Raw genomic sequence first — 20,467 nt, forward strand, 5'->3', positions numbered from 1 at the left:
TACGGTCGCCGACCAGTAGGCCACCGCCGGGTACGTGAAGTTTCGCGCAGGTCACAGGCCCTTCCGGCCCCGTTAGCCGCATGTTTACGCACTGTTCGGCATGGGGTACTGGCAACCGATTCACCGGGCGGTCAGTCTGCTTCGTCATCGACGCCGGCGAGCGCCTCGTTCACGGCGTGACCGTGCTTGTCCACCCAGTCGCCGAGAGCGTAGATCGGGATCAGCAGATCCGCGCCCGCGGTGGTCAGCTCGTATTCGACTCGGGGCGGCGCCTCGGCGTAGCGGTGACGGCGCACCAGCGTCATCCGCTCCATCCGGCGCAGCGTCTGCGTCAGCATCTTCTGACTGATCCCGCCGATGGCCGTGCGCAGCTCGCCGGGCCGCATGGGGCCCTCGCGCAGCATGTACACGATCACCGGCAACCAGGAGTTGCCGAAGATGTCCACACCCATCCGAGCGGGGCAATCGGATTCGAAGTCGCCGTACGGCGCGAACTCCACCCGCTCGGCGGTGACCGGTTCGATCGGTGCCGCGCTCACCGTTCCAGCTTGCCAGCGCCGTTGCGCACCGCGGAGTGCCCATCGGGCTTCCTAGCGTCGTGAGCGAACACCTCGAGTCAGGAGTTGGAATGCGAATCGGAATCATCGGTGCGGGCGCTATGGCGCGGGCGCTCGGCGGCGGCTGGAGCGCGGCCGGTCGCGAGGTGCTCGTCGGCGCCCGGTCCGCCGCCGCCGCAAGAGAACTGGCCGCCGCGATCGGCGCGCGGGCCGGAACCATCACGGACGCGGCGGGGTTCGGCGATGTCGTCGTGCTCGCCTTGCCGGTCCATGCGTTGCCGGAGGTGCTGCACGCCGTCGGGGGCCTGCTGGCCGGCCGCACGATCGTCGACTGTACGAACGCCTTCGCACCGGATGCCGCGGCACCCGAGGGAACCACCGCGTTCGTGTTGGCCGAAGACGCTGTCGCGGAACGGATCGCGGAACAGGCGCGCGGTGCGCACGTGGTGAAGGCGTTCAACCTCTGTGCCGCCGAGGTGTGGGCGGCGAAGGAGCGGATCTTCGACGGCCGCCGCTTGGCGATGCCGCTGTGCGGCGACGACGAGGCGGCGGTGCGAGCGGTCGCGGCGCTGGCCGAAGACCTCGGGCTGCAACCGATCCCGGCGGGCGGGCTGCACCGGGCCCGCTATCTCGAGGCTATGTCGGTGTTCACCGTCGGTCTCTGGTTCGCCGGACACGATGCCCGCGCCATGTTCCCGCCGGTGGACGCCGCGTTCGCCGTCACCGACTGACCGGCCGGGAGTCAAGCGGGATCGACCGAGCCGAGGTCGGCGAGCTTGCGCTCCAGCACCACCCGCTCGCGCTGGTTGCCGCACAGACCGATGGCGCGCTCCAGTTCGGCGCGCGCCTCCTCGGTGCGTCCCAGCCGGACGAGCAGTTCCCCGCGAACGCTCGGCAGCAGATGCCAGTGCGACAGTGCCGCGGTGGCGGCGAGCTCCTCCACGATCGGCAGCGCCGCGGCAGGCCCCCGCGCCATGGAGACGGCCACCGCCCGGTTGAGGTCCACCACCGGCGAGGGCGCGAGCCTGCCGAGCGCCTCGTAGATGAGCACGATCCGCTCCCAGTTCGTCGTCTCGACCGACCCGGCGACGGCATGGCATTCGGCGATCGCCGCCTGCAACCCGTAGGCGCCCAGTCCCCGGCCGAGCTGCTCGGCGCGGGCAAGGGCGGCTCGGCCCCGGCGGATCGCGGCGCGGTCCCAGCGGCCGCGGTCCTGGTGCTCGAGCAGCACCGGCTCGCCGTCCGGGGCGGTGCGGGCGGGAAATCGCGCCGCGGTCAGCTCGAGAAGCGCCAGCAAGCCGTGCGTGTCGGGCGCCTCCGGCACCAGCCGGGCCAGCACCCGGGCCAAGCGCAGTGCTCCGCTGGCGAGGTCGAGCCGGATCAGATCCGCGCCGGAGCTGGCCGATGATCCCTCGGTGAAGATCAGATAGACCACACTGAGCACCGAGCCGAGGCGCTCGGTGCGCTGCTCGGCCGGTGGCACCTCGAACGGCACCCTGGCCGCCGCGAGTGTCTTCTTCGCCCTGGTGATCCGGGCCTGCACGGTGGCGGCCGGAACGAGGAACGCCTTGGCGATCTCGTCGCTGGTCAGTCCACCGACCACCCGCAGGGTGAGCGCCACCCGCGCCTCCCGCGACAGCACGGGATGGCAGGAGATGAACATCAGCGCGAGCAGGTCGTCATCGATCCGGTCCGGATCCCACAGCGCGTCCTCGGCGTCCCTGGCCGGATCGGCGGGCGCTCCTCCCGAGACGGCGCCGCCCTCGCCCAGGTCGCGGGCGAGGGCGGTGTACCGCTCGTCGAGGGCGGAGCGCCGCCGGAACGCGTCGATCGCGCGGCGGCGGCCGACGGTGAGCAACCACCCGGCGGGATTGCGCGGAACGCCGTCGCGCGGCCAGGTCACGAGCGCCTCGGCCAGCGCCTCCTGCGCCAGATCCTCGGCCAGCGCGAAGTCGCCGGTATACCGCGCGAGCGCACCGACGATCCGGGCCGACTCGATCCGCCAGACCGCGGCGACGGCCTCACGGCCGGTGTGGTCGCCCATCGCCGCTCGATCCGCTCAGAGCTGACCGGTGGCCTCGCGCCACGCCCGCTCCTTCTGAACCCACACGTTGTCCTGCGGGAACTCGTCGATCGTGGGAACCCGGCGGATCTCGGTCTTGAAGCCGGGGCCGGTCATCGGCATCCGCTTGGCCCACTCGATCGCCTCCTCCTTCGAGGCCACGTTGAGAATGTAGAACCCGCCGAACAGCTCCTTGGTCTCGCCGTACGGGCCGTCGGTGACGACGGGTGTCTCGGAGGAGTAGTCGACGACCACGCCCTCGGCGGCGTCCTCCAATCCCTCCGCCGCGAGCAGCACGCCCGCCCGGATCAGCTCGTCGTTGAACTTGCCCATGGTGTCGAGCAGCTGGTCGAAGTCGGTGTTCACCATCCCCGCGTAGGCCTCGTCGGTGGCGCGCATGATCAGCATGTACTTCATGGTTGTCTCCCTGGCTGTCCGGGTCCCTCTCCGGACCCTCTCACCCATAGGTCGAACGAAGGCCTTCGGAGATCGACAGACGCGCCGAGGTTTTTTCGACCCGTTCGCCAGACGTTCGATCGGAGCGTGTGCCCTCGCCCATACCCCGCGGCGTCGATCATGATGCGCGAAGGGCACACGCCCGGACCTACCAGCCCGGATTGCCTCTGACCGGGATGTTGACGAAGCTCGGACGATCGGGATCCAGCTCCAGATGCTGTGGCCGCAGGCCGGTGTCGATCAGCATGGGCAGGATGGGCAGGCCCTTGGGGAAGTTGCCCGCGTACACGTCGACGCGCAGGCGGTGGCCCGGCTGCAGGAGCGCCTCGGTGGCAGGCAGCGCGAAGTCCAGCGTGGTCACCTCGCCGGGGACCGTCGGCTGCCGCTGCTCCAGCGAGGTGAACGGCCGCGGATCGGTGTAGTCGCCGTTGGCCGACTTGCTGCTGTTCGCGTCGTCGATCGCCCGCAGCGAAGCCATGAGCTGCCCCGACGACAGCACGCTGGACTGCCCGTCCGGCGCGACGTCGTTCACGGTGACCACCCAGTAGCCGTCGGCCGCGTCCTGCACGGTGTTGAGCCGTACCGCGATCCGCCCGGAGACCGAGGTCGGCTCGGCGACCGGGGCGCTGGTGAAGGTCAGGCCGTTGAGCTCCTCGACCCTGGAATCCTTGGCGCAACCGTCGATCACCGACAGCACACCGGCGGTGCCCTGCGCGGCGTCGTTGGAGCACAGGCTGGTCAGGCCGGGCGCAACGGTCAGGCGGGCGGGCTCGCCGCTGCCCTCGGGGCTGAGCGAACCGTCGTAGACACTGTTGGCGGTGCCGCTGGGCGCGGCGGACAGGTACATCCTGCGATGCACCGCCTGTTGCGCCTCCGCCGCGGGGGCCGGCGCGGCGAACGAGTCGGTGGTGATCCAGCCGCCACCCTGCTGGCGCAGAGTGATCGGGCCGTACCGGTCGATGCCGTTGTCGACGTCCTTGAGCCATTTGTCGAACCACGCGCGCTGCAACACGTCCAGCCTCGGCGGCAGGCCCGGCCGGCCGTACTCGTTGCCCGAATTGAGGTGGTAGGTGTTGCCCATCAGCAATTGCTTCTGGCCCGGCGGCAGCGGAATCTCGTTGTAGATCTTGGATTCCGAGTAGGCGAACAGGTCGTGCCAACCGCCGGTGACGAAGGTCGGCGTCCGGATCCCGCTCGGGTCACCGAGCCAGTCCTGACGCGGCCGGGAACCGTCGGTCAGCAGTTCCTTGGCGCGCGGGTCGAGATCCTCGAGGCGCGCCGTGGTGTAGACGTTCAGCAGGACGTCCATGAACGTCAACGGATCTCGGGCGCGGTCTGCCAGCCACGTGGTGTCCAGTTGCCCGTTGAGCACCGAAGCCAGATCGGGAATCAGCTTGAGGCCGTTGATCGCGGTCAGCCACAGCGGGATGAAGTTGAAACCGAAGCCGCCGCCGGGCGCGAGCACGTCGTTGACCAGGTCGCTGCCCGGCACCACCGGGAAGATCGCCTGCAAGGCGGGTGGGCGCCGTTCGGCGGCCTGCACCTGGTTGATCCCGGAGTAGGAGATGCCGTTCATGCCGATCCGGCCGTTGGACCACGGCTGCCGGGACGCCCAGTCGATCACCTCGACCGTGTCCTGCTGCTCGCGGTCGCGCAGCATGTCCCAGACGCCCTGGGAGAAACCGGTGCCGCGCACGTCGACGACCACCTGCGAGTAGCCGCTCTTGATCAGCTGCCGGTCGACGGTGAAGTTGCGCAGTTCGCCGCCGCCGAACGCCTTGGTCAGATCGGTGACGCCGGACAGCGGGGTGCCGCTCATGTCGATCTGGCGGAACAGCTCGATCAGCGCGTCGGACAGGCCGGGAATCGACTGCGCGTGATCGGCCAGGTTCGACACCAGCTTGGTGTAGGGCGTGAGGTTGACGATCGTCGGCGTGGGCGTGTCGATGGGCCGGCCGGAGGCGTCCGCGGGGCGGTAGACGTTGCCCTTCAGAACGGTCCCGTCACTCATCGTGATGGGGACGTCCCATTGGATGTTGATGCCCGGGTACTGCTGGGGGCCGTCTTGCGTTGCCGCCCAGTCCGCTCCGGCGGCGCCGCCGTCCGGGCCGGTGGGCGGCGCGACGGCATCCGCGCCGCCTGCGAGGAAGGGAACGAGCATCGTGACGGCAACTGCCGCCACCGTGGCCCGCAACGCGTGCTTCATCGGACGTGATCCACCTCTCGGCTGGTCGAACGACCAGAGTGTACCGACCTACTTGCCGGTAAAAACAGTGGGTAACTTAATCGGCCGATGCTGTAGCACCGTTCGACGGCCGCCCTACCGGCGTGTCGCTCGCAACACCCTGAGTTCGCGCCTGAAACGACAACGCGCTGCCACCCGAGCGGGTGACAGCGCGTTGCGGAGTTCGCGATGTGCCGGCTATTTGCCGCCCTGACCGGCGACGGCGGCGGCGCCCGCGGCGGCCGCCTCGGGGTCCAGGTACTCGTGCGGGCGCACCGGGCGGAGGTCCTCGTCCAGTTCGTACCGCAGCGGGATGCCGGTGGGGATATTCAGGCCCGCGATGTCCTCGTCGGAGATCTGGTCGAGGTGCTTGACCAGGGCCCGCAGCGAGTTGCCGTGCGCGGCGACCAGCACGGTCTTGCCGGCCAGCAGGTCCTTGGAGATGGTCGCCTCCCAGTACGGAACCATCCGGTTGACCACGTCGAGCAGGCACTCGGTCTTCGGGACCTCGATGCCCGCGTAGCGCGGATCGCCTTCCTGGCTGTACTCGTTGGCCGGGTCGATCGGCGGTGGCGGGGTGTCATAGCTGCGGCGCCACAGCATGAACTGCTCGTCGCCGTACTTCTCCCGGACCTGCGCCTTGTTCTTGCCTTGCAGCTCGCCGTAGTGGCGCTCGTTGAGCCGCCAGTCCCGGATCACCGGGATCCAGTGCCGGTCGGCGGCGTCCAGCGCGATGTTCGCGGTGGAGATCGCCCGGCGCAGCAGGGAGGTGTAGACGACGTCCGGCAGGATGCCGTGCTCGGCCAGCAGCTCCCCGGCGCGCTTGCCCTCGGCGATGCCCTTGTCGGTCAGATGCACGTCCACCCAGCCGGTGAACAGGTTCAGGGCGTTCCATTCGCTTTCGCCGTGGCGCAGCAGCACGAGGGTGTACGTCATGCGGCCATCCTCCCATGCGCGCCCGGCCGGGTCGCATCGGTTCCCGCCCCGCCGCCACCGCCTGCGCGGCAAAGCGCGATGTCAGACCGGTTCGTCCACGGCGAGCACGCCCGCGCCCACCAGCGTCGCGCCCTCGGCGATCCCGGAGAGTTCCACCCGCAGGCCGTGCAGGAACTTCAGCCCGGCGTGCGCGTCCACCGCGGCGCGCAGCGGATCCCACAGGGGCGCACCGGATTGCGCGAACCCGCCGCCGACCACCACCCGGTCGACGTCGAGCAGGGCGGCGGCCGAGGCGATCGCCGTGCCGAGCGCGGTGCCCGCCCGGTGCAGGGCGGCGACCGCGATCTCGTCACCCGCGTGCGCGTCGGCGGCCAGTCGCGCACCCGTGCCGCCGGACCAGCCCTGCTCGCGCGCCCAGCGCACCGACGACATGCCGCTGGCGATCGCCTCGACGCAGCCGCGGCCGCCGCAACCGCAGGGTGTGTCCCAGCCGGGCACCACGATGTGCCCCACGTGCCCGGCGTTGCCGGTGCGCCCGAGCAGCACCTTTCCGCCCGCGACGATCCCACCGCCGATCCCCGACGACACCGTCATGGCCAGCGCGTCGGGCACTCCGCGCAGCGCGCCGAGGCGGTGTTCGGCCAGCGCGAGACAGGCGCCGTCGATGGCGAAGCGAATCGTGGCGGCCGGGAACAGCTCTCGCACGGCGGCGACCACCGGAAAGCCCGCTTTCCACTCGGGAATGTTCAACGGACCGGTAACGCCGGCCCGCACGTCCACCGGACCGGCCGCACCGATCCCTACGGCGCTGACCGGTTCCGCCGCCGCCACCGCGAGCAGCAGTTCCCGACAGGCCCTCCATACACCCGCGTCCGGCACGTCCACCCGGCGTACTTCGCGCACCTCGGGACCGGGGCCCACCACACCGGCCGCGAACTTGGTCGCGCCGATGTCCAGAGCGAGAATCGCCAACGTCGTGTCCCTTCGCCGATCCGAGCCACCTGCGATTGTCACCCGGCCGGTGCCACGGCGGGCCGGATCCGGCGGCCGGTCAGGGCTTGTCGGCGGAGTCGACCAGATGCTCGAAAGCGCGCAGGTTCTGCAACGATTCACCGCGCGAGACGCGCCACTTCCATTCCCGCCGAATCGATTCGGCGAAGCCGAGTTCCAGCAGTACGTTGAAGTCGGCGTCGACGGCCTCGAGAATCTGCCCGAACACCCGGTCCAGTTCGTCAGGGGTGACGGCATGCGCGGACAGGCGGCCGACCAGATAGATGTCGCCGACCCGGTCGAGGGTGTAGGCGACGGCGTAGAGCCGGCGGTTGCGGCGCAGCAGGAACTTGTAGACGCCTTCGAAGTTCTCGTCCGGCTTACGGCAGACGAACGCTTCGACCCGGACACCGTGGTTGCCCACCGTGAGCATCACCGTGGTCGCGAGTTTGCGCTCGCCGGGCAGGACGACGACAAAAGTCTCCTCGCCCGGCCGGGTGTACTCGATCTCCCTGTCGCGCAGCGTCTCGTCGATGAGCTGCGCGGTCGCCTGCACCTCGTTCACCGGCGTACTCCCATCCGGCGCCGCCACAGCGCCCGTGATCTGGCCTGGCTGGTCTCACCGAGCAGGGCCGCCGTCCGCTCTCCGGCCGGGCCGGTGCGGTCGGCGGAGTCCGAATCGTACGCATCCTCCCGCACGACGCTGTGCGCCAGGCCGCGGCCGCCCAGCCCCGTCCGCTCCTCCCGGAAACCGGCCAGGGCCGCAGCGTAGCTGGCCAGCAGCCCGTCGGCGGTGTGCGCCCAGGAGAAGTTGGCCGCGTGCGTGACGGCCTGCTCGCTCATCCGGTGCAGGCGGTCGGGGTCGTCCAGCAGCAGGCCCAGCGCGTTCGCCCAGTCCGCGGTGCGGTGCCCAGGGACCAGCAGACCGGATACATCGTGCCGCACGGCGGTGCCGAGACCACCGACATCGGCGGCCAGCACCGGCGTGCCACTGGCCTGCGCCTCGATGGCGACCAAGCCGAAGGACTCGTTGTAGCTCGGCACCGCGACCAGGTCGGCGGCGCGATAGACCTGCACCAGCCGCTGCGGGGGCTGCGGGGGCAGGAAGCTGACCCGCTCGGCGATGCCCAGCTCGGCGGCCAGATCGATCAGCGCGTGCGGCCGCTCCAACCCGCTGCCGGACGGACCGCCCACGATCAGCACGCGCAGCTTGCGCGCCGGGTCGGCGCGCAACACCTCGGCCGCGGCGCGCACCAACACGTCGGGCGCCTTCAACGGTTGGATCCGGCCGACGAACGCGACGATCCGCTCGTCGGCGGCCAGCCCCAGTTCGGCGCGGGCGGACGCCTTGTCACCGGGGTGGTAGCGGCTCAGGTCGGCGCCGGGCGGTACGACGTCGATGCGCTGCGGGTCGGCGCCGTAGAGCTCGACCAGCTGGCGGGCCTCCTCGGCGGTGTTGGCAACCAGCCGATCGGATTCGGCGATCACCTGTTTCTCGCCGATCTCGCGGGTCACCGGTTCGGGACAGTCGCCTTCGGCCAGCGCGGAATTCTTCACCGCCGCCAGGGTGTGCGCGGTGTGCACCAGCGGCACCCGCCACCGGTCCCTGGCCAGCCAGCCGACCTGGCCGGACAGCCAATAGTGCGAGTGCACCAGGTCGTAGTAGCCGGGCAGATGCCGGGCCTCTTGCCGCAGCACCTCCGCGGTGAAGGGGCACAGCTGAGTGGGCAGATCGTGCTTGTCCAGCCCCTCGAACGGGCCTGCCACCACGTTGCGCACCAGCACGCCGGGCGCGGCCTCCTGGACGGACGGGACGTTCGACGCCGTAGCCCGGGTGAAGATCTCCACCTCGGTGCCGCGCCGGGCCAGTTCTACGGCCGTCTGCAGAACGTAGACGTTCATGCCGCCCGCGTCGCCGGTGCCCGGCTGCGCGAGTGGTGAGGTGTGCACCGATAACACGGCGATACGGTTCGGCCGTAGGCCCGGGCGCTGGCTCACACTATCCATAGTGCACGTTGCGTTCCCCGACTCAGACACGCTATCCGCGGCAAGTGAGAGCTATCACAGGGCAGGCATGAATCCGATCACAGGCCGTCGACGAACGCGCTCACCTCGGCGACGAACCGGGAACGGTCCTCGATGAACAACCCGTGCTGGGCCCCGTCCCAGTACGACGCACGCGCGTCCGGGGCGGACTCGGCGATGTAGCGGCCGTTCTCGATCGGGACGACCTGGTCGGCCGTCCCGTGCAGGACGAGCACGGGAACATCCAGCGCGCGGAGTGTCTCGGTGTTGTCGACGGTCCGGTAGAACAGCGCTTTGCGCACCGCGGGCGGGGTGGCGAGACTGGCCCCGAAAAGGCGCTGCGCGTCGGGTCCCTTGTCCGCGCCCGGTCCGGTGTTGGCGTTGCCGAACACACCGAAGGCGCGCACAGCCCGCCCCGCGCTCTCCTCGAAGACGCCCGGTATGGCCTCGCCCATCATGCGGCCGGTCGCCGCCCCCGGCACACCGGGCCCGATGTTCGCCATCGAGCCGGTGTAGACGACACCCGCGACGGCGTCCGTGCCGTAAGCGGTCAAATAGTCCGACAGCACGATCCCCCCGTAGGACCAGCCGAGCAGCACCGCGCCGGACGCGATGTCCTCGGCCGCCAATACCGCCGCGAGGTCGGCCGCCCAGTTCTTCGGATCGTCGTAGCCCGTCGCGGGCGCGTCGGAGTAGCCGTGGCCGCGCAGGTCGACGGCGATCACCCGGAAGCGCGCGGCGAGGTCGTCGGCGGCCGCGCCCCAGCAGCGCAGGTTCGCCGACCAGCCGTGCATCAGCAGCAAGGGGCGACCGTGCGCCGGACCACTGACCCGATAGACGATGTTCGTTCCGTCCGCGCTCACCACGTCCCGAATAGCCATGCCACCGAGGCTAACCGTCGTTCCGGTGACCGCGGCGATCCGGCAAACCTCGCGCACCTAGGATCTACCGGCATGAGCACTCGCAGCGCCGTCGTCACCGGAGCCAGCTCGGGCATCGGCGAGGCCACTGCCCGGGAGCTGGCGAAGCAGGGCTATCACGTCTACGTCGGTGCGCGCAGGGTCGATCGCCTGCGCCGCCTCGCCGAGGAGATCGGCGGCACCGCAGTGGAACTCGACGTCACCTCCGACGAGTCCGTGCGCGCGTTCGGCGAAGCGGTCGAACGCGTCGACGTGCTGGTCAACAACGCGGGCGGCGCCAAGGGCCTGGCGCCGGTGGCCGAGGCCGACCTCGACGATTGGCGCTGGATGTGGGAGACCAACGTGCTCGGCACGCTGCGTGTCACCAAAACCCTGCTGCCGAAACTGATCGCCTCCGGCGACGGACTGATCGTCACCGTCACCTCGGTGGCCGCGTTCACCGCCTACGACAACGGTTCCGGCTACACCTCAGCCAAACACGCGCAGGCCGTGCTGCACCGCACCCTGCGCGGTGAGCTGCTCGGGCAGCCGGTACGCCTGACGGAGATCGCTCCCGGCGCGGTGGAAACCGAGTTCTCGCTGGTGCGATTCGACGGCGACGCCGAGCGGGCGGCAAAGGTGTACGAGGGCATCGACCCGCTGGTCGCCCAGGATATCGCGGAGGTCATCGGGTTCGTCGCGTCCCGGCCAGCGCACGTCAACCTGGACCAGATCATCATCAAGCCGCGTGACCAGGCCGACGCTGGGCGGTTCGCCCGTCGTACCTGAATCTTTCATAGCCGAATCGCATTACTCGTTCGGCGGACTCGGCCGGGTCGCGGATTGCTCGGTCTTCGCTGCGTGTTTCGAGCCGTTAGCATCCGAGGAGCTGTCAGCGTAAGGACATCGGATGGGAGTGGTTCGGCTCATGCTCAAGGGCTTCAAAGAGTTCCTGATGCGCGGGAACGTCATCGATCTCGCGGTCGCCGTCGTGATGGGCACCGCGTTCACCTCCGTGGTGACCTCGGTGACGAAAGGCGTTGTCAACCCGCTGCTCGCGGTGTTCGGCAGCACCAACGCGCTCGGCCTCGGCGTTCAGCTGATCCCCTCCAAGCCCGCCACCTTCATCGCCATCGGCCCGATCATCACGGCGGCCGTCGATTTCGTCATGGTCGCCGCGGTGCTGTACTTCGTGCTGATCGTGCCCATGAAGACGATCAAGAACCGCTTCGGCACCCCCAAGGCCGCCGAACCGACCCAGATCGAGCTGCTGACCGAGATCCGCGACCTGCTCGCCGAGCGGCACGAAGCGGTCCGCGCGCAACAATCCGCCGACCGCAGAATCGAAGCGGAACACTCCGACGACAGCGAGTTCGAAGCGCGGAACGTGAAGGCCCGCTAGAACCGGTCAGCGCGCTCCCGCGGGCTGCGGGGGCAGGGGCGTGGCGGAGACCACGGGCGACGGCGCGCCTTGCAACGCCGACATGGTCTTCCAGGTGCTCCAGTCGATGGTCCAGTCGTAGAGGTCGCCGTCGGCGGCCGAGAGCGGGATCGAGGTTCCGGTCACCTCTACCGGATCGCCGTACAACGCCGTGGGGAAATAGGCCTGGGCGTCAGCGGGTGACAGGTTGATGCACCCGTTGGTGACGTTCGCCGAGCCTTGCGCCGACAGCGATTCCGGGTTGGCGTGGATGAATTCGCCGTTGTTGGAGATGCGTACTGCCCAGCGTTCGCGGACGTTGGTGTAGTACGGCGGGTTCGACATCATGAAGTCTTCGTACTTCTCGGTGACCACGTGAACGCCCGAACGGGTCACGTTGCGCGGTTGGTTGCCCTCGCCGTAACTGGCCGCGAGATCGAACACGGTCCGCCCGTCACGCACCACCTGGATGCGGTGGCTGGGAGCGCTCGCCTTGACGATTTGGCTGCGGCCGACACGGAAGTCCGTGGTCAGATCGGAATCGCCGTAGTTGCCCGCGCCCAGGTCCAGTCCGTAGAGCCGGGCCGAGACGTGCACGCTCGTCCCCGGCGTCCAGTAGTTCCTCGGACGCCAGTGCAGGCGTGAGCCGCCGTCGTCCGGGAACCAGGCCCACGCGCCCTCGGTGGGCGGGTCGGTGGTGATCGTGAGCGCCTTCTCCACCGCCGCCTTGTTCACGACCGAGGACTTGAACTGCAGGATGATCGGCGCCGCGATGCCGACCTCCTGGTTGTCCCCGATGTTCAGGGTCGCGGGGACGGTGTTCTTGGGCGCGAGCGTGCGAAACGATCCATCGATCGGGATCGGCTTGCCATCGGTGCCGACGGCGGTGCCCGACCAGGTGTAGGTGGCGTCGTAGCCGAGCGGCTCGGTGATGGTGTAGCCGCGCCGGTCCGCGGCGAGCTCACCGCGGACCTGCTTGCCCGCGGCGTTGGTCAGCGCGACCTGATCGATGGTGCCGTCGCTGATCGTCACCGAGACCGGGGCGGTCGGGTTGACGTCGGTGTCGTCATCGGCGGGGTTCAAGTTCACTTTGGCGATCGGGCCGGAGTCGCGACTCGACGGGCCGGAGTCACGGTCTATGGTGCAACCGGCCACCAGGGCGACGACCACCAGCAGGATGGCCGACGCCACGGCAACCGATCGGCGGATCATCGGACGGTGGTTCACTTCGTCGAATCTACGCGCGGCGCGTGGCCGGACTCGTTTCCGCGGCGTGTGGTGTCGGCCTCAGCGCGTCAGAGCGTGACGCCCACGGTGACCGGCTCCGGCTCCAGCCGGATCCCGAAGCGCTCGGCGACGCCGTCGCGAACCGTCCGGGCCAGCGCCACCAGATCGGCGGCACCTGCGGCGCCGCGATTGGTCAGCGCCAGTGTGTGTTTCGTCGACAGCCGAGCTGGCGCTCCGGCGCCGGGGAAGCCCTTGGCGAAACCCGCACGCTCGATCAGCCAGCCCGCGGAGAACTTGACCCCGTCCGGCGCCGGATAGGTCGGCACCGCGACCTCGCCCAGGTGCGCGACGATCGCGGCGCGCACTTGCGCCACCCGCTCCGGCGCGACGACCGGGTTGGTGAAAAACGAGCCGGCACTCCAGGTGTCGTGGTCGGTGGGATCGAGCACCATGCCTTTGCCCGCGCGCAACCGCAGCACCGCGTCCCGGACCTGTGCCGCGGGCCGGGACTCCCCGTCCCCGGCGCCCAGCACCGAGGCCAGTTCGCCGTACCGCAGCGGCACGCTGGAACCGTCCGGGCGCAGCGCGAACTCGACCGCGAGCACGACGGCGTCGTCACGGTGCTTGAGCACGCTGGTGCGATAACCGAAGCCGAGTTCGCCGGGCTCCACCCAGCGGATCTCTCCGCTCGCGCGGTCCAGCAGGCGCACCCGGCGCAGCAGCCCTGCCACCTCCGCGCCGTAGGCGCCCACGTTCTGCACGGGCGTCGCGCCCGCCGAACCGGGAATGCCGGACAGGCACTCCAGTCCCCCGAGACCGGCGGCGACCGTCGCACGGACCACGGCGTCCCAGTTCGCGCCCGCCTCGGCGACCACACCGCCGTCACCGATCTCGACGCCGGTGGTGGCGACCCGGACCACCACGCCGTCGAAGCCGTCGTCGCTGATGAGCAGATTGGAGCCGCCCGCGAGCAGCAGGACCGGGATGCCCGCCGCGTCCAGCGCGCGCACCGTCGCGACCAGTGCCTCGGTCGTGGCGCATTCGGCGACCAGGGCGGGCCCGCCGACCCGCAGTGTGGTCAGCTCCGCCAGCCGCACGTCGGCGCGCAGCCGCGCACCGGTACCGGCGAGGAGGTCCGACGGCACAACTCGTGAAGTTCGCACGGTGCTAAACGGTAGCGTGCGTGCCAACGGCTACACGCTGGTGTATTCATCTCGCCGACGAGCGGATGGCGCCACTCGGATAGTACGAACGCAACCCGATAGCCCGAGCGCAACCCGATAGCAGGCGCGCCGACGGCCACAGGGGCGTTGTTCAGCCCGCGAGCAGATCGGATAACACCACTCGTGTGGCTCCGGCGCTGCACGGTAGCGTGTGCACTCATGGCTACACCGCTGGCGTACACGGCCCGCTACTCCCATCCGCCCGCCGGGGTGCGCGCGGCGTTCGCGAACGATCAGTACTGGAAGGATCGCGTCGCGGCGGTCGGTGGCCCCAATGCCCGGCTGGATTCGGTCACCGTCAGCGGTGATCAGGTGCGCGTCGAGATGGTGCAGGCCATCGCCGCCGAACAGCTGCCCGCCGCGATCACCGCGGTGCGCCCCGGCGATCTGATCATCCCGCGAGTCGAAGACTGGACCGGCGATCGGGCCGACTTCGAAGCCCGCGTCGAGGGCGCGCCCGCCGAGGTGCGTGGCACCGTCACGTTGGCCGCCGACGGCTCCGGCGCCGTCGCCACGGTCGAGGGTGCCATCGAGGTGAAGATCCCGCTGTTCGGCAGCAAGATCGAGAAGGCGATCGCGGAGCATCTCACCGAGCTGCTGAAGAACGAGGCGGAATTCACCGGCCGCTGGCTCGCGGAGCACTGATCCACGCGGGGAATGCGGACATTGTTCGACGTCACACCGTGCGGTCCCCGCGTTCGTGGCACGTCCGCACTCCCCCCGCCCGCCGAGGTCGGCGGCGCCGCACCCAGTAACGTGTGAGCCCATGGCACGCCGATTGGACTACTCCGCCCGCTATCCGCTGCACACCGCAAAAGAGCTGTACGCGGCGCTGTCGAACCGCGATTACTGGGACGCGCGGATGCAAGAGATGAGGAAGTACTCGCCCGGCAACGAGGTGGTCCGGCTGGAGGCGGGCGACGGCGGTATCGATGTCGAACTGCACCACATCCTGCCCCGCGAGATGCTGCCGGAGATCGCCCAGACGGTGATCCGCAAAGACATGGTGATCACCCGCAAGGAGACCTACAGCCCGTTCGCCCCGCACGAGATCACCGGGAAGTACTCGGCGGCTATTCCTGCGGGCCCCGGCAGCCTCGGCGGCACCATCCGCCTTTTCCCCACCGACACCGGCTGCACCATGCGCTTCTCCTCGGAGGCGAAGGTGTTCATCCCCATGGTCGGCCCGCGCCTGGAGCAGCTGATGCTGGTGAACCTGGTCGACCTGTTCCGCGGCGAGGCCGAGTTCACGGTCAAGTGGCTGGAAGAACAGCACCCCACTCGCTGACCAAACCGGTCGGCATCATCACCCGTGGCACCACCGCCGTCAACCGCCTCCGCCGCAGCGACCGCTGGCTGATCAACGACGACCTCGTCGCCGACCGGCTGGCCCGCTCGCCCGATCCGCTGGTGGTCGACCTCGGGTACGGCGCGAGCCCGTGGACCACCTTCGAGATGGCGGCGCGCCTGCGCACGATCCGCGACGACGTGCGGGTCGTCGGGCTCGAGATCGACCCGCAGCGCCTGGTGCCCGGCCGCGACGGCGTCACCTTCGCGCGCGGCGGCTTCGAATTGGCCGGGCTGCGACCGGTCCTCGTCCGCGCCTTCAACGTGCTGCGGCAGTATCCGGAATCGGCGGTCCCGGACGCGTGGTCGACCGTCCTGGCGGGGCTGGCGCCGGACGGACTGCTGGTCGACGGCACCTGCGACGAATTGGGCAGGCGCTGCGCATGGATCCTGCTCGACCGGCACGGGCCGCGCTCGCTCACGCTGGCCTGGGATCCGTTCACCGTGGAGCGGCCCTCCGACCTCGCCGAACGCCTGCCCAAGGTGCTGATCCACCGCAATATTCCCGGGGAACCCATTCACGCGCTGCTCGCGGCAGCCGATCGGGCGTGGGCCCACGCCGCGCCGATGGCGCCTTTCGGTCCTCGTGTCCGCTGGCGTGCGGCTGCCCAGGCCCTGCGCGCGGAAGGCTTCCCGATTCGCCCCTACCGCCGTCGCCTGCGCGACAATGTGCTCTCGGTGCCGTGGCCGGCCGTCGCGCCGCTCGATGCGAGCTAGCGAGAGTTTCGTCACGCTACGGCTAGCGCCTGGTATACCCGTCTCGCGGCGCGGGGCGAGAGGCGCGCTCCCGCGTCGGTGATCTCCCGGCCCGCGCAGCGGTCGATGGCGACCGCGTCGGCGACCACCTCGTTCAACGCCGCCTGCCCGATATCGCCCTCGGCCAGGTCCAGCACCGTGCGCACCGGCGTCGTCACCAGGAACGGGCCCGCCGATTCCACGTCGGCGCCTGTCAGCGACCGGTGCACGACAGCCAGCCGTGGCGTCACCGGTGGACGTCCCGCGCGCACGGACAGGTGCAGGAACCGCGGCGACAGGCTGCCGAGCCCGTGCAGCTCCGCCGCACTCTGATGGGATACGACCGCGGCGCCGTCGAACCAGGCCGCCCACATCGCGTATTCGTCGAGCGGACCTTCCGGCCAACCGGCCAACCGCAGCATGCCGATTCCTGCTCTGGTCACCGAACCGTCGCCGAGGCCTGCCCGCACGCGCGCCCCACACCCCGTGCGCAGTACCTGCCGAGTCGTGAAGAAACCGGCGTGCCGACCGGCCCAGCGACGCAGAACACGCCATCCTTGTTCCGCGGATCCGATCGCGCGGCTTGCCACATCGCCAGCCATGGGCATCAGGCTACGCTCGGTTTTTGTGCTTCATGTCACATTCGAACCCCTCACTGCCTCCTCAGAGATGGCACAGAAAGGTCGGGAAGAATTTTCGCCATGAGTACGAACACATCCTCCACCAAGACGATCAACCGGCGAGCCCTGCTGATCGCCCTGACCGTGGTAGCTGTTCTGCTCGCCACGATCCTGGTCGGCGGCGAGGCCTACGCCAGGCACACGGTGTCGAAGTGCATCAGCTCGCAGTTCGAGAAGGAGATGGGGTCGAAGATCGACGTCGGCTTCGGCCCCAAGCCGATGCTGGTCACCTGGATCGACGGCAAGGTGCCCTCGGTACGGGTGGACAGCGACGACACCAAGTTCGGTCCCGCCGTCGGGATGGTAGTGCACGCCGTATTCCGGGACGTCGACCTCGCCGACCACGGCGGAGGCGAGATCGGCAGCTCCTCGGCCGATGTCACCTGGAGCAACGAGGGGATCAAGGAAACCCTCGGCGGCATGGTCAGTGACGTGAGTTCCTCGGCGAGTACCGGCCTGCTCACCCTGTCGGTGCTCGGCGGCCTCGCCCAACTCCAGCTCGAGCCGCAGGTCGTGAACGGGACGGTCCAGGTGGAGACCATGTCGGCGGAGCTGCTCGGCATGGGCCTGCCCGCCGACCTGGTGCAGAGCATCGTCGACCTGTTCACCCAGAGCCTGCAGAGCTACCCGCTCGGCATGGCGGCGACCGAACTACAGGTCACCGACTCCGGCGTCGCGGTCCACCTGTCGGGTGGACGCACCCAGCTCGAACCCGCGGGCGACAGCTCCGACATGCGCTGCTGAACGCGTCCCGCCGCAACGTCTTCGGGCGTTGCCGAGGCACTCGGGGCGAACCGGATATCCGCGAACGCTTTTCGGCTGCCGATCAGGGCGCGAAGCCGTCGAGCACCTCGCGGGATCTCGACAACCCGAGCCTGGTCGCGCCCGCCGCGATCAGCTCCGCCGCCGCCTCGGCGGTCCGGATCCCCCCGCTGGCCTTGACGCCGAGCCGCCCGCCGACCGTTTCGGCCATCAACCGCACGGCGTGGACGCTCGCGCCCCCGGCGGGATGAAACCCCGTGGAGGTCTTCACGAAATCGGCCCCCGCGCGCTCGGCGACCCGGCACACCTGCACGATCGCTTCGTCCGGCAGAGCGGCGGATTCGATGATCACTTTCAACAGGGCCCGATCGCCCACCGCCTCGCGCACCGTGACGATGTCGGCGAGCACCGCCGTGTAATCCCCCGCGCGGGCCGCGCCGACATCGATGACCATGTCGACCTCTGCCGCGCCCTGGTCCACCGCGAGCCGCGCCTCGGCGCCCTTCACCAGCGAATGATGCTTCCCCGAAGGGAATCCGGCGACCGTCGCGACCACCAGTCCGGGCGCGCGTACCGGCAACATGGACGGCGACACACAGATCGCCAGCACGCCCAATGCCCGCGCGTCCTCGATCAACCCGTCTACCTCGGCGGGCGTCGCCTCGGGGGCGAGCAGTGTGTGATCGATCATGGCGGCCACTTCGGCCCTGGTCAGCGACGCGGAACTTGCCATGGGGTGAGAGTCTGGCACACCGGAGGCGAATTCCGTTGCGCGCCTGGCGGCACTTCCCGCACACTCGTAGCTGATGGCGCATCGGACAACGTTTCGCCACGGTCGACTGACTAACGTGTGCGGATGGGCCCTACTTCGTTCGGGAGGAGACGACCGTGCTGATCCGTCGCGAACGCGCCGACGACGCCGCTGCGATCGCTGCGGTGCACCGCAGCGCATTCGCACCGCGCTATGCCACTGCCGGCGATGCCGATGGCGCCACTGCCGGCGATGCCGATGGCGCCGACGTGTCCGGTGACAGCGCCGATCCGCCCGAGGTGAACCTGATCGCGCGCTTGCGCAGCGACGAGGGCTGGATCCCGACGCTCTCCCTGGTGGCGATCGAGCACGACAGCGTGGTGGGCCACCTGTGCCTGACCAGAGCCGCCGTCGGCCCGTTCCCCGTGCTGGCGCTCGGCCCGATCGGTGTGCTCGCCGACCATCAAGGCTCCGGGGTCGGTTCGGCCCTCATGCACGCGGCGCTCGGCGCCGCCGACGCCCTCGACGAACCCCTGATCGGCCTGCTCGGCAGCCTGGAGTTCTACCCCCGCTTCGGTTTCGTCCCCGCCGCCCGTCTCGGCATCACCCCGGACGACCCGGCCTGGATCAGCCACTTCCAGGTCCGCTCCCTGTCGGCCTACGACTCCCGGATAGTCGGCGAATTCCACTACGCGGACCCGTTTTACAACCTCTGACCACGACACGAATAGTCGATGCCGACCGGGTGTAGTTCAGCCCGCCGAGCCGAGCGCACAGCATGCGCTGAGCCCACGGGTCGATAACGGTTACGCCGGCAGCTCGGAAGGGCGCGGTATCGCGAGTGGCCACGGCCATGTTCGCGGCGCCCGCCGTCGCGGCGATGTAGCCGTCGGCGGTGCCGATCGCGGCCCCGGCGGCACGGGCGGTGGCCATGAGTTCGGGGTCCGGCGCCTTGCGAAGTGGTTCGGAAAGGACGTTGGTGTCCAGAACGATCACTCGAACTCCAAGGGGATGACCGGTCGGCGGTCCCGCGCGGTGAGCGCGTCGAACTCGTCGTCGGTTAGTCCGATCTCGCGACCGATCTCCGCCAGCAATGTACCGAGTTCGACTCGCGCCGCAGGGGTAACGGCTTCGATGAGGATCGCGCGAACCTCGGCCTCGGTGCTGTGCCCGTGCTGCGCCGCGCGGACACGCGGCGCCTCGCGTACTTCGTCGGGTAGGTCCCGGACCGTCAGGCGAAGGCGCGGCGCATCCCGCGGGGCGCACCTGGGAGGATGAACGCATGAGTTCCGCTCCACCCGTCCTGGACGATCGCCGCTACGTGCTGACGCTCGGCTGCCCGGATCGTCCGGGCATCATCGCCGGGATCACGTCGTTCATCGCCGAGTTCGGCGGCTCGATCGTGGAGGCGGGGTACCACTCCGACGTGGAGACGGGCTGGTTCTTCACTCGCCAGGCGATCAAGGCGGCGACGGTGCCGTTCGGGATCGAGGAACTGCGCGACCGGTTCGCCGGGGTGGCGGCCGACCTGGGTCCGCAGACCGAATGGCAATTGCTGGACTCCCGCGCCCGCCGCCGCGCGGTGCTGCTGGTCAGCAAGGACGGCCACTGCCTGCACGATCTGCTCGGGCGCGCCGCCAGCGGTGAACTGCCCGCCACCATCGAGGCGGTGATCGGCAACCACCCGGATCTCGCGGCGATGACCGAGGCGCACGGGGTGAAGTTCCATCACGTGCCGTTCCCGAAGGACCCGGCCGAGCGCGGTCCGGCCTTCGAGGAGGTCCGCGCCCTGGTGGACGCGCACAACCCGCACGCGGTGGTGCTGGCGCGGTTCATGCAGGTGCTGCCCGCCGAGCTGTGCGAGCACTGGGCGGGCAAGGCCATCAACATCCATCACAGCTTCTTGCCGTCGTTCGTCGGCGCTCGCCCCTACCATCAGGCGTTCGCCCGCGGCGTGAAGCTGATCGGCGCCACCTGTCACTACGTGACCGCGGAACTGGACGCGGGCCCGATCATCGAGCAAGACGTCATCCGCATCGATCATGCGGACGAAGTGCGCGACATGGTCCGCCAGGGCCGCGACATCGAGCGGGTGGTCCTGGCGCGCGGGCTGCGCTGGCATCTGGAGGGACGCGTGCTGGTGCACGGCCGCCGGACGGTCGTCTTCTCCTGA

Annotated in this window: 22 protein-coding genes and 1 pseudogene; 9 read left to right on the plus strand and 14 right to left on the minus strand. The window is 69.7% G+C overall.

Annotated features, from left to right (window positions below; translation table 11 throughout):
* Positions 1-131: 131 nt before the first annotated feature.
* On the minus strand, positions 132-539 hold the full coding sequence (locus tag NA8_RS18710; RefSeq protein WP_174550101.1) for a winged helix-turn-helix transcriptional regulator: 408 nt from the start codon (positions 537-539) through the stop codon (positions 132-134).
* Positions 540-628: 89 nt separating this feature from the next.
* Here NA8_RS18710 and NA8_RS18715 point away from each other — a divergent pair, with 89 nt between their 5' ends.
* Positions 629-1,288 (plus strand): NADPH-dependent F420 reductase, encoded by a 660-nt coding sequence (locus NA8_RS18715; RefSeq protein WP_063051652.1) that lies wholly within the window; start codon positions 629-631, stop codon positions 1,286-1,288.
* An 11-nt stretch (positions 1,289-1,299) separates the two neighbouring features.
* Here NA8_RS18715 and NA8_RS18720 read toward each other — a convergent pair whose 3' ends face one another.
* The 8 genes from NA8_RS18720 to NA8_RS18755 all read right to left on the minus strand — a co-directional run bounded on the left by NA8_RS18720 (position 1,300) and on the right by NA8_RS18755 (position 10,131).
* Positions 1,300-2,601 carry an RNA polymerase sigma factor gene (locus NA8_RS18720; RefSeq protein ID WP_063051653.1) on the minus strand — a complete coding sequence of 434 codons (1,302 nt, stop codon included), beginning with the start codon at positions 2,599-2,601 and terminating at the stop codon, positions 1,300-1,302.
* Between the two features lie 15 nt (positions 2,602-2,616).
* Positions 2,617-3,036: a YciI family protein gene (locus NA8_RS18725; RefSeq protein WP_063051654.1), complete on the minus strand. Its 420-nt coding sequence runs from the start codon at positions 3,034-3,036 to the stop codon at positions 2,617-2,619.
* 187 nt (positions 3,037-3,223) lie between these two features.
* On the minus strand, positions 3,224-5,281 hold the full coding sequence (locus NA8_RS18730) for a CocE/NonD family hydrolase (protein WP_063051655.1): 2,058 nt from the start codon (positions 5,279-5,281) through the stop codon (positions 3,224-3,226).
* Positions 5,282-5,497: 216 nt separating this feature from the next.
* On the minus strand, positions 5,498-6,235 hold the full coding sequence (locus NA8_RS18735) for a phosphoglyceromutase (protein WP_063051656.1): 738 nt from the start codon (positions 6,233-6,235) through the stop codon (positions 5,498-5,500).
* A gap of 81 nt (positions 6,236-6,316) precedes the next feature.
* Positions 6,317-7,207, minus strand: a complete 891-nt coding sequence (locus NA8_RS18740) for an ROK family protein (protein WP_063051657.1) — start codon at positions 7,205-7,207, stop codon at positions 6,317-6,319.
* A 79-nt stretch (positions 7,208-7,286) separates the two neighbouring features.
* Positions 7,287-7,781: a type III secretion system chaperone family protein gene (locus NA8_RS18745; protein ID WP_063051709.1), complete on the minus strand. Its 495-nt coding sequence runs from the start codon at positions 7,779-7,781 to the stop codon at positions 7,287-7,289.
* A gap of 5 nt (positions 7,782-7,786) precedes the next feature.
* Positions 7,787-9,232 carry a D-inositol-3-phosphate glycosyltransferase gene (mshA, locus tag NA8_RS18750; protein ID WP_157106770.1) on the minus strand — a complete coding sequence of 482 codons (1,446 nt, stop codon included), beginning with the start codon at positions 9,230-9,232 and terminating at the stop codon, positions 7,787-7,789.
* A 77-nt stretch (positions 9,233-9,309) separates the two neighbouring features.
* Entirely contained in the window at positions 9,310-10,131 is an 822-nt protein-coding gene (locus NA8_RS18755) for an alpha/beta fold hydrolase (protein ID WP_063051659.1), read from the minus strand.
* 72 nt (positions 10,132-10,203) lie between these two features.
* On the opposite strand from NA8_RS18755, the gene NA8_RS18760 reads away from it, so the two are divergent.
* Positions 10,204-10,938 carry an SDR family NAD(P)-dependent oxidoreductase gene (locus NA8_RS18760; protein WP_063051660.1) on the plus strand — a complete coding sequence of 245 codons (735 nt, stop codon included), beginning with the start codon at positions 10,204-10,206 and terminating at the stop codon, positions 10,936-10,938.
* A 121-nt stretch (positions 10,939-11,059) separates the two neighbouring features.
* The gene (gene mscL, locus NA8_RS18765; RefSeq protein ID WP_369690261.1) at positions 11,060-11,551 is read left to right on the plus strand and encodes a large conductance mechanosensitive channel protein MscL; all 492 of its coding nucleotides are present in this window, start codon (positions 11,060-11,062) and stop codon (positions 11,549-11,551) included.
* Positions 11,552-11,557: 6 nt separating this feature from the next.
* Here the strand turns inward: mscL and NA8_RS18770 are convergent, their stop codons facing one another.
* Together NA8_RS18770 and NA8_RS18775 are read right to left on the minus strand one after the other, a co-directional pair.
* Positions 11,558-12,781, minus strand: a complete 1,224-nt coding sequence (locus tag NA8_RS18770) for a L,D-transpeptidase (protein ID WP_063051662.1) — start codon at positions 12,779-12,781, stop codon at positions 11,558-11,560.
* Between the two features lie 83 nt (positions 12,782-12,864).
* A complete protein-coding gene (locus NA8_RS18775) occupies positions 12,865-13,941 on the minus strand; it encodes a UDP-N-acetylmuramate dehydrogenase (RefSeq protein ID WP_063051663.1) in 1,077 nt (358 codons plus the stop codon).
* Between the two features lie 237 nt (positions 13,942-14,178).
* On the opposite strand from NA8_RS18775, the gene NA8_RS18780 reads away from it, so the two are divergent.
* From NA8_RS18780 to NA8_RS18790, 3 genes are all read left to right on the plus strand, one after another.
* Positions 14,179-14,664 (plus strand): DUF2505 domain-containing protein, encoded by a 486-nt coding sequence (locus NA8_RS18780; protein ID WP_063051664.1) that lies wholly within the window; start codon positions 14,179-14,181, stop codon positions 14,662-14,664.
* A 121-nt stretch (positions 14,665-14,785) separates the two neighbouring features.
* Entirely contained in the window at positions 14,786-15,307 is a 522-nt protein-coding gene (locus NA8_RS18785; protein ID WP_063051665.1) for a DUF2505 domain-containing protein, read from the plus strand.
* Positions 15,277-16,083: a hypothetical protein gene (locus NA8_RS18790; RefSeq protein ID WP_063051666.1), complete on the plus strand. Its 807-nt coding sequence runs from the start codon at positions 15,277-15,279 to the stop codon at positions 16,081-16,083. Before NA8_RS18785 ends, NA8_RS18790 begins: the two co-directional genes overlap by 31 nt.
* Positions 16,084-16,094: 11 nt before the next feature.
* On the opposite strand, the gene NA8_RS18795 is transcribed toward NA8_RS18790, so the two are convergent.
* Entirely contained in the window at positions 16,095-16,544 is a 450-nt protein-coding gene (locus NA8_RS18795; RefSeq protein ID WP_245663898.1) for a hypothetical protein, read from the minus strand.
* A 258-nt stretch (positions 16,545-16,802) separates the two neighbouring features.
* On the opposite strand from NA8_RS18795, the gene NA8_RS18800 reads away from it, so the two are divergent.
* Entirely contained in the window at positions 16,803-17,525 is a 723-nt protein-coding gene (locus NA8_RS18800) for an LmeA family phospholipid-binding protein (RefSeq protein ID WP_063051667.1), read from the plus strand.
* 82 nt (positions 17,526-17,607) lie between these two features.
* Here the strand turns inward: NA8_RS18800 and deoC are convergent, their stop codons facing one another.
* Positions 17,608-18,276: a deoxyribose-phosphate aldolase gene (gene deoC, locus NA8_RS18805; RefSeq protein ID WP_063051668.1), complete on the minus strand. Its 669-nt coding sequence runs from the start codon at positions 18,274-18,276 to the stop codon at positions 17,608-17,610.
* A gap of 155 nt (positions 18,277-18,431) precedes the next feature.
* Between deoC and NA8_RS18810 the strand changes: the two genes are divergently transcribed.
* Positions 18,432-19,010 carry a GNAT family N-acetyltransferase gene (locus NA8_RS18810; protein WP_063051669.1) on the plus strand — a complete coding sequence of 193 codons (579 nt, stop codon included), beginning with the start codon at positions 18,432-18,434 and terminating at the stop codon, positions 19,008-19,010.
* Between the two features lie 420 nt (positions 19,011-19,430).
* Here the strand turns inward: NA8_RS18810 and NA8_RS35915 are convergent.
* A pseudogene (locus NA8_RS35915) lies at positions 19,431-19,592 on the minus strand (FitA-like ribbon-helix-helix domain-containing protein); the annotation flags it as partial.
* On the opposite strand from NA8_RS35915, the gene purU reads away from it, so the two are divergent.
* Positions 19,577-20,467: a formyltetrahydrofolate deformylase gene (gene purU / locus NA8_RS18815; protein ID WP_040870422.1), complete on the plus strand. Its 891-nt coding sequence runs from the start codon at positions 19,577-19,579 to the stop codon at positions 20,465-20,467. The pseudogene NA8_RS35915 and the gene purU overlap by 16 nt on opposite strands.

The organism is Nocardia arthritidis NBRC 100137 (genome assembly GCF_001612765.1).
Classification (GTDB): Bacteria; Actinomycetota; Actinomycetes; order Mycobacteriales; family Mycobacteriaceae; genus Nocardia; species Nocardia arthritidis.

Bases quoted from the DNA above. Each gene is read 5' to 3' on its own strand.
- NA8_RS18735 (WP_063051656.1), bottom strand. From the start codon at position 6,235: ATGACGTACACCCTCGTGCTGCTGCGCCACGGCGAAAGCGAATGGAAC.
- NA8_RS18780 (WP_063051664.1), top strand. From the start codon at position 14,179: ATGGCTACACCGCTGGCGTACACGGCCCGCTACTCCCATCCGCCCGCC.
- NA8_RS18730 (WP_063051655.1), bottom strand. From the start codon at position 5,281: ATGAAGCACGCGTTGCGGGCCACGGTGGCGGCAGTTGCCGTCACGATG.
- NA8_RS18760 (WP_063051660.1), top strand. From the start codon at position 10,204: ATGAGCACTCGCAGCGCCGTCGTCACCGGAGCCAGCTCGGGCATCGGC.
- purU (WP_040870422.1), top strand. From the start codon at position 19,577: ATGAGTTCCGCTCCACCCGTCCTGGACGATCGCCGCTACGTGCTGACG.
- NA8_RS18755 (WP_063051659.1), bottom strand. From the start codon at position 10,131: ATGGCTATTCGGGACGTGGTGAGCGCGGACGGAACGAACATCGTCTAT.
- NA8_RS18720 (WP_063051653.1), bottom strand. From the start codon at position 2,601: ATGGGCGACCACACCGGCCGTGAGGCCGTCGCCGCGGTCTGGCGGATC.
- deoC (WP_063051668.1), bottom strand. From the start codon at position 18,276: ATGGCAAGTTCCGCGTCGCTGACCAGGGCCGAAGTGGCCGCCATGATC.
- NA8_RS18715 (WP_063051652.1), top strand. From the start codon at position 629: ATGCGAATCGGAATCATCGGTGCGGGCGCTATGGCGCGGGCGCTCGGC.
- NA8_RS18725 (WP_063051654.1), bottom strand. From the start codon at position 3,036: ATGAAGTACATGCTGATCATGCGCGCCACCGACGAGGCCTACGCGGGG.
- NA8_RS18800 (WP_063051667.1), top strand. From the start codon at position 16,803: ATGAGTACGAACACATCCTCCACCAAGACGATCAACCGGCGAGCCCTG.
- NA8_RS18785 (WP_063051665.1), top strand. From the start codon at position 14,786: ATGGCACGCCGATTGGACTACTCCGCCCGCTATCCGCTGCACACCGCA.
- mshA (WP_157106770.1), bottom strand. From the start codon at position 9,232: ATGGATAGTGTGAGCCAGCGCCCGGGCCTACGGCCGAACCGTATCGCC.
- mscL (WP_369690261.1), top strand. From the start codon at position 11,060: ATGGGAGTGGTTCGGCTCATGCTCAAGGGCTTCAAAGAGTTCCTGATG.
- NA8_RS18770 (WP_063051662.1), bottom strand. From the start codon at position 12,781: ATGATCCGCCGATCGGTTGCCGTGGCGTCGGCCATCCTGCTGGTGGTC.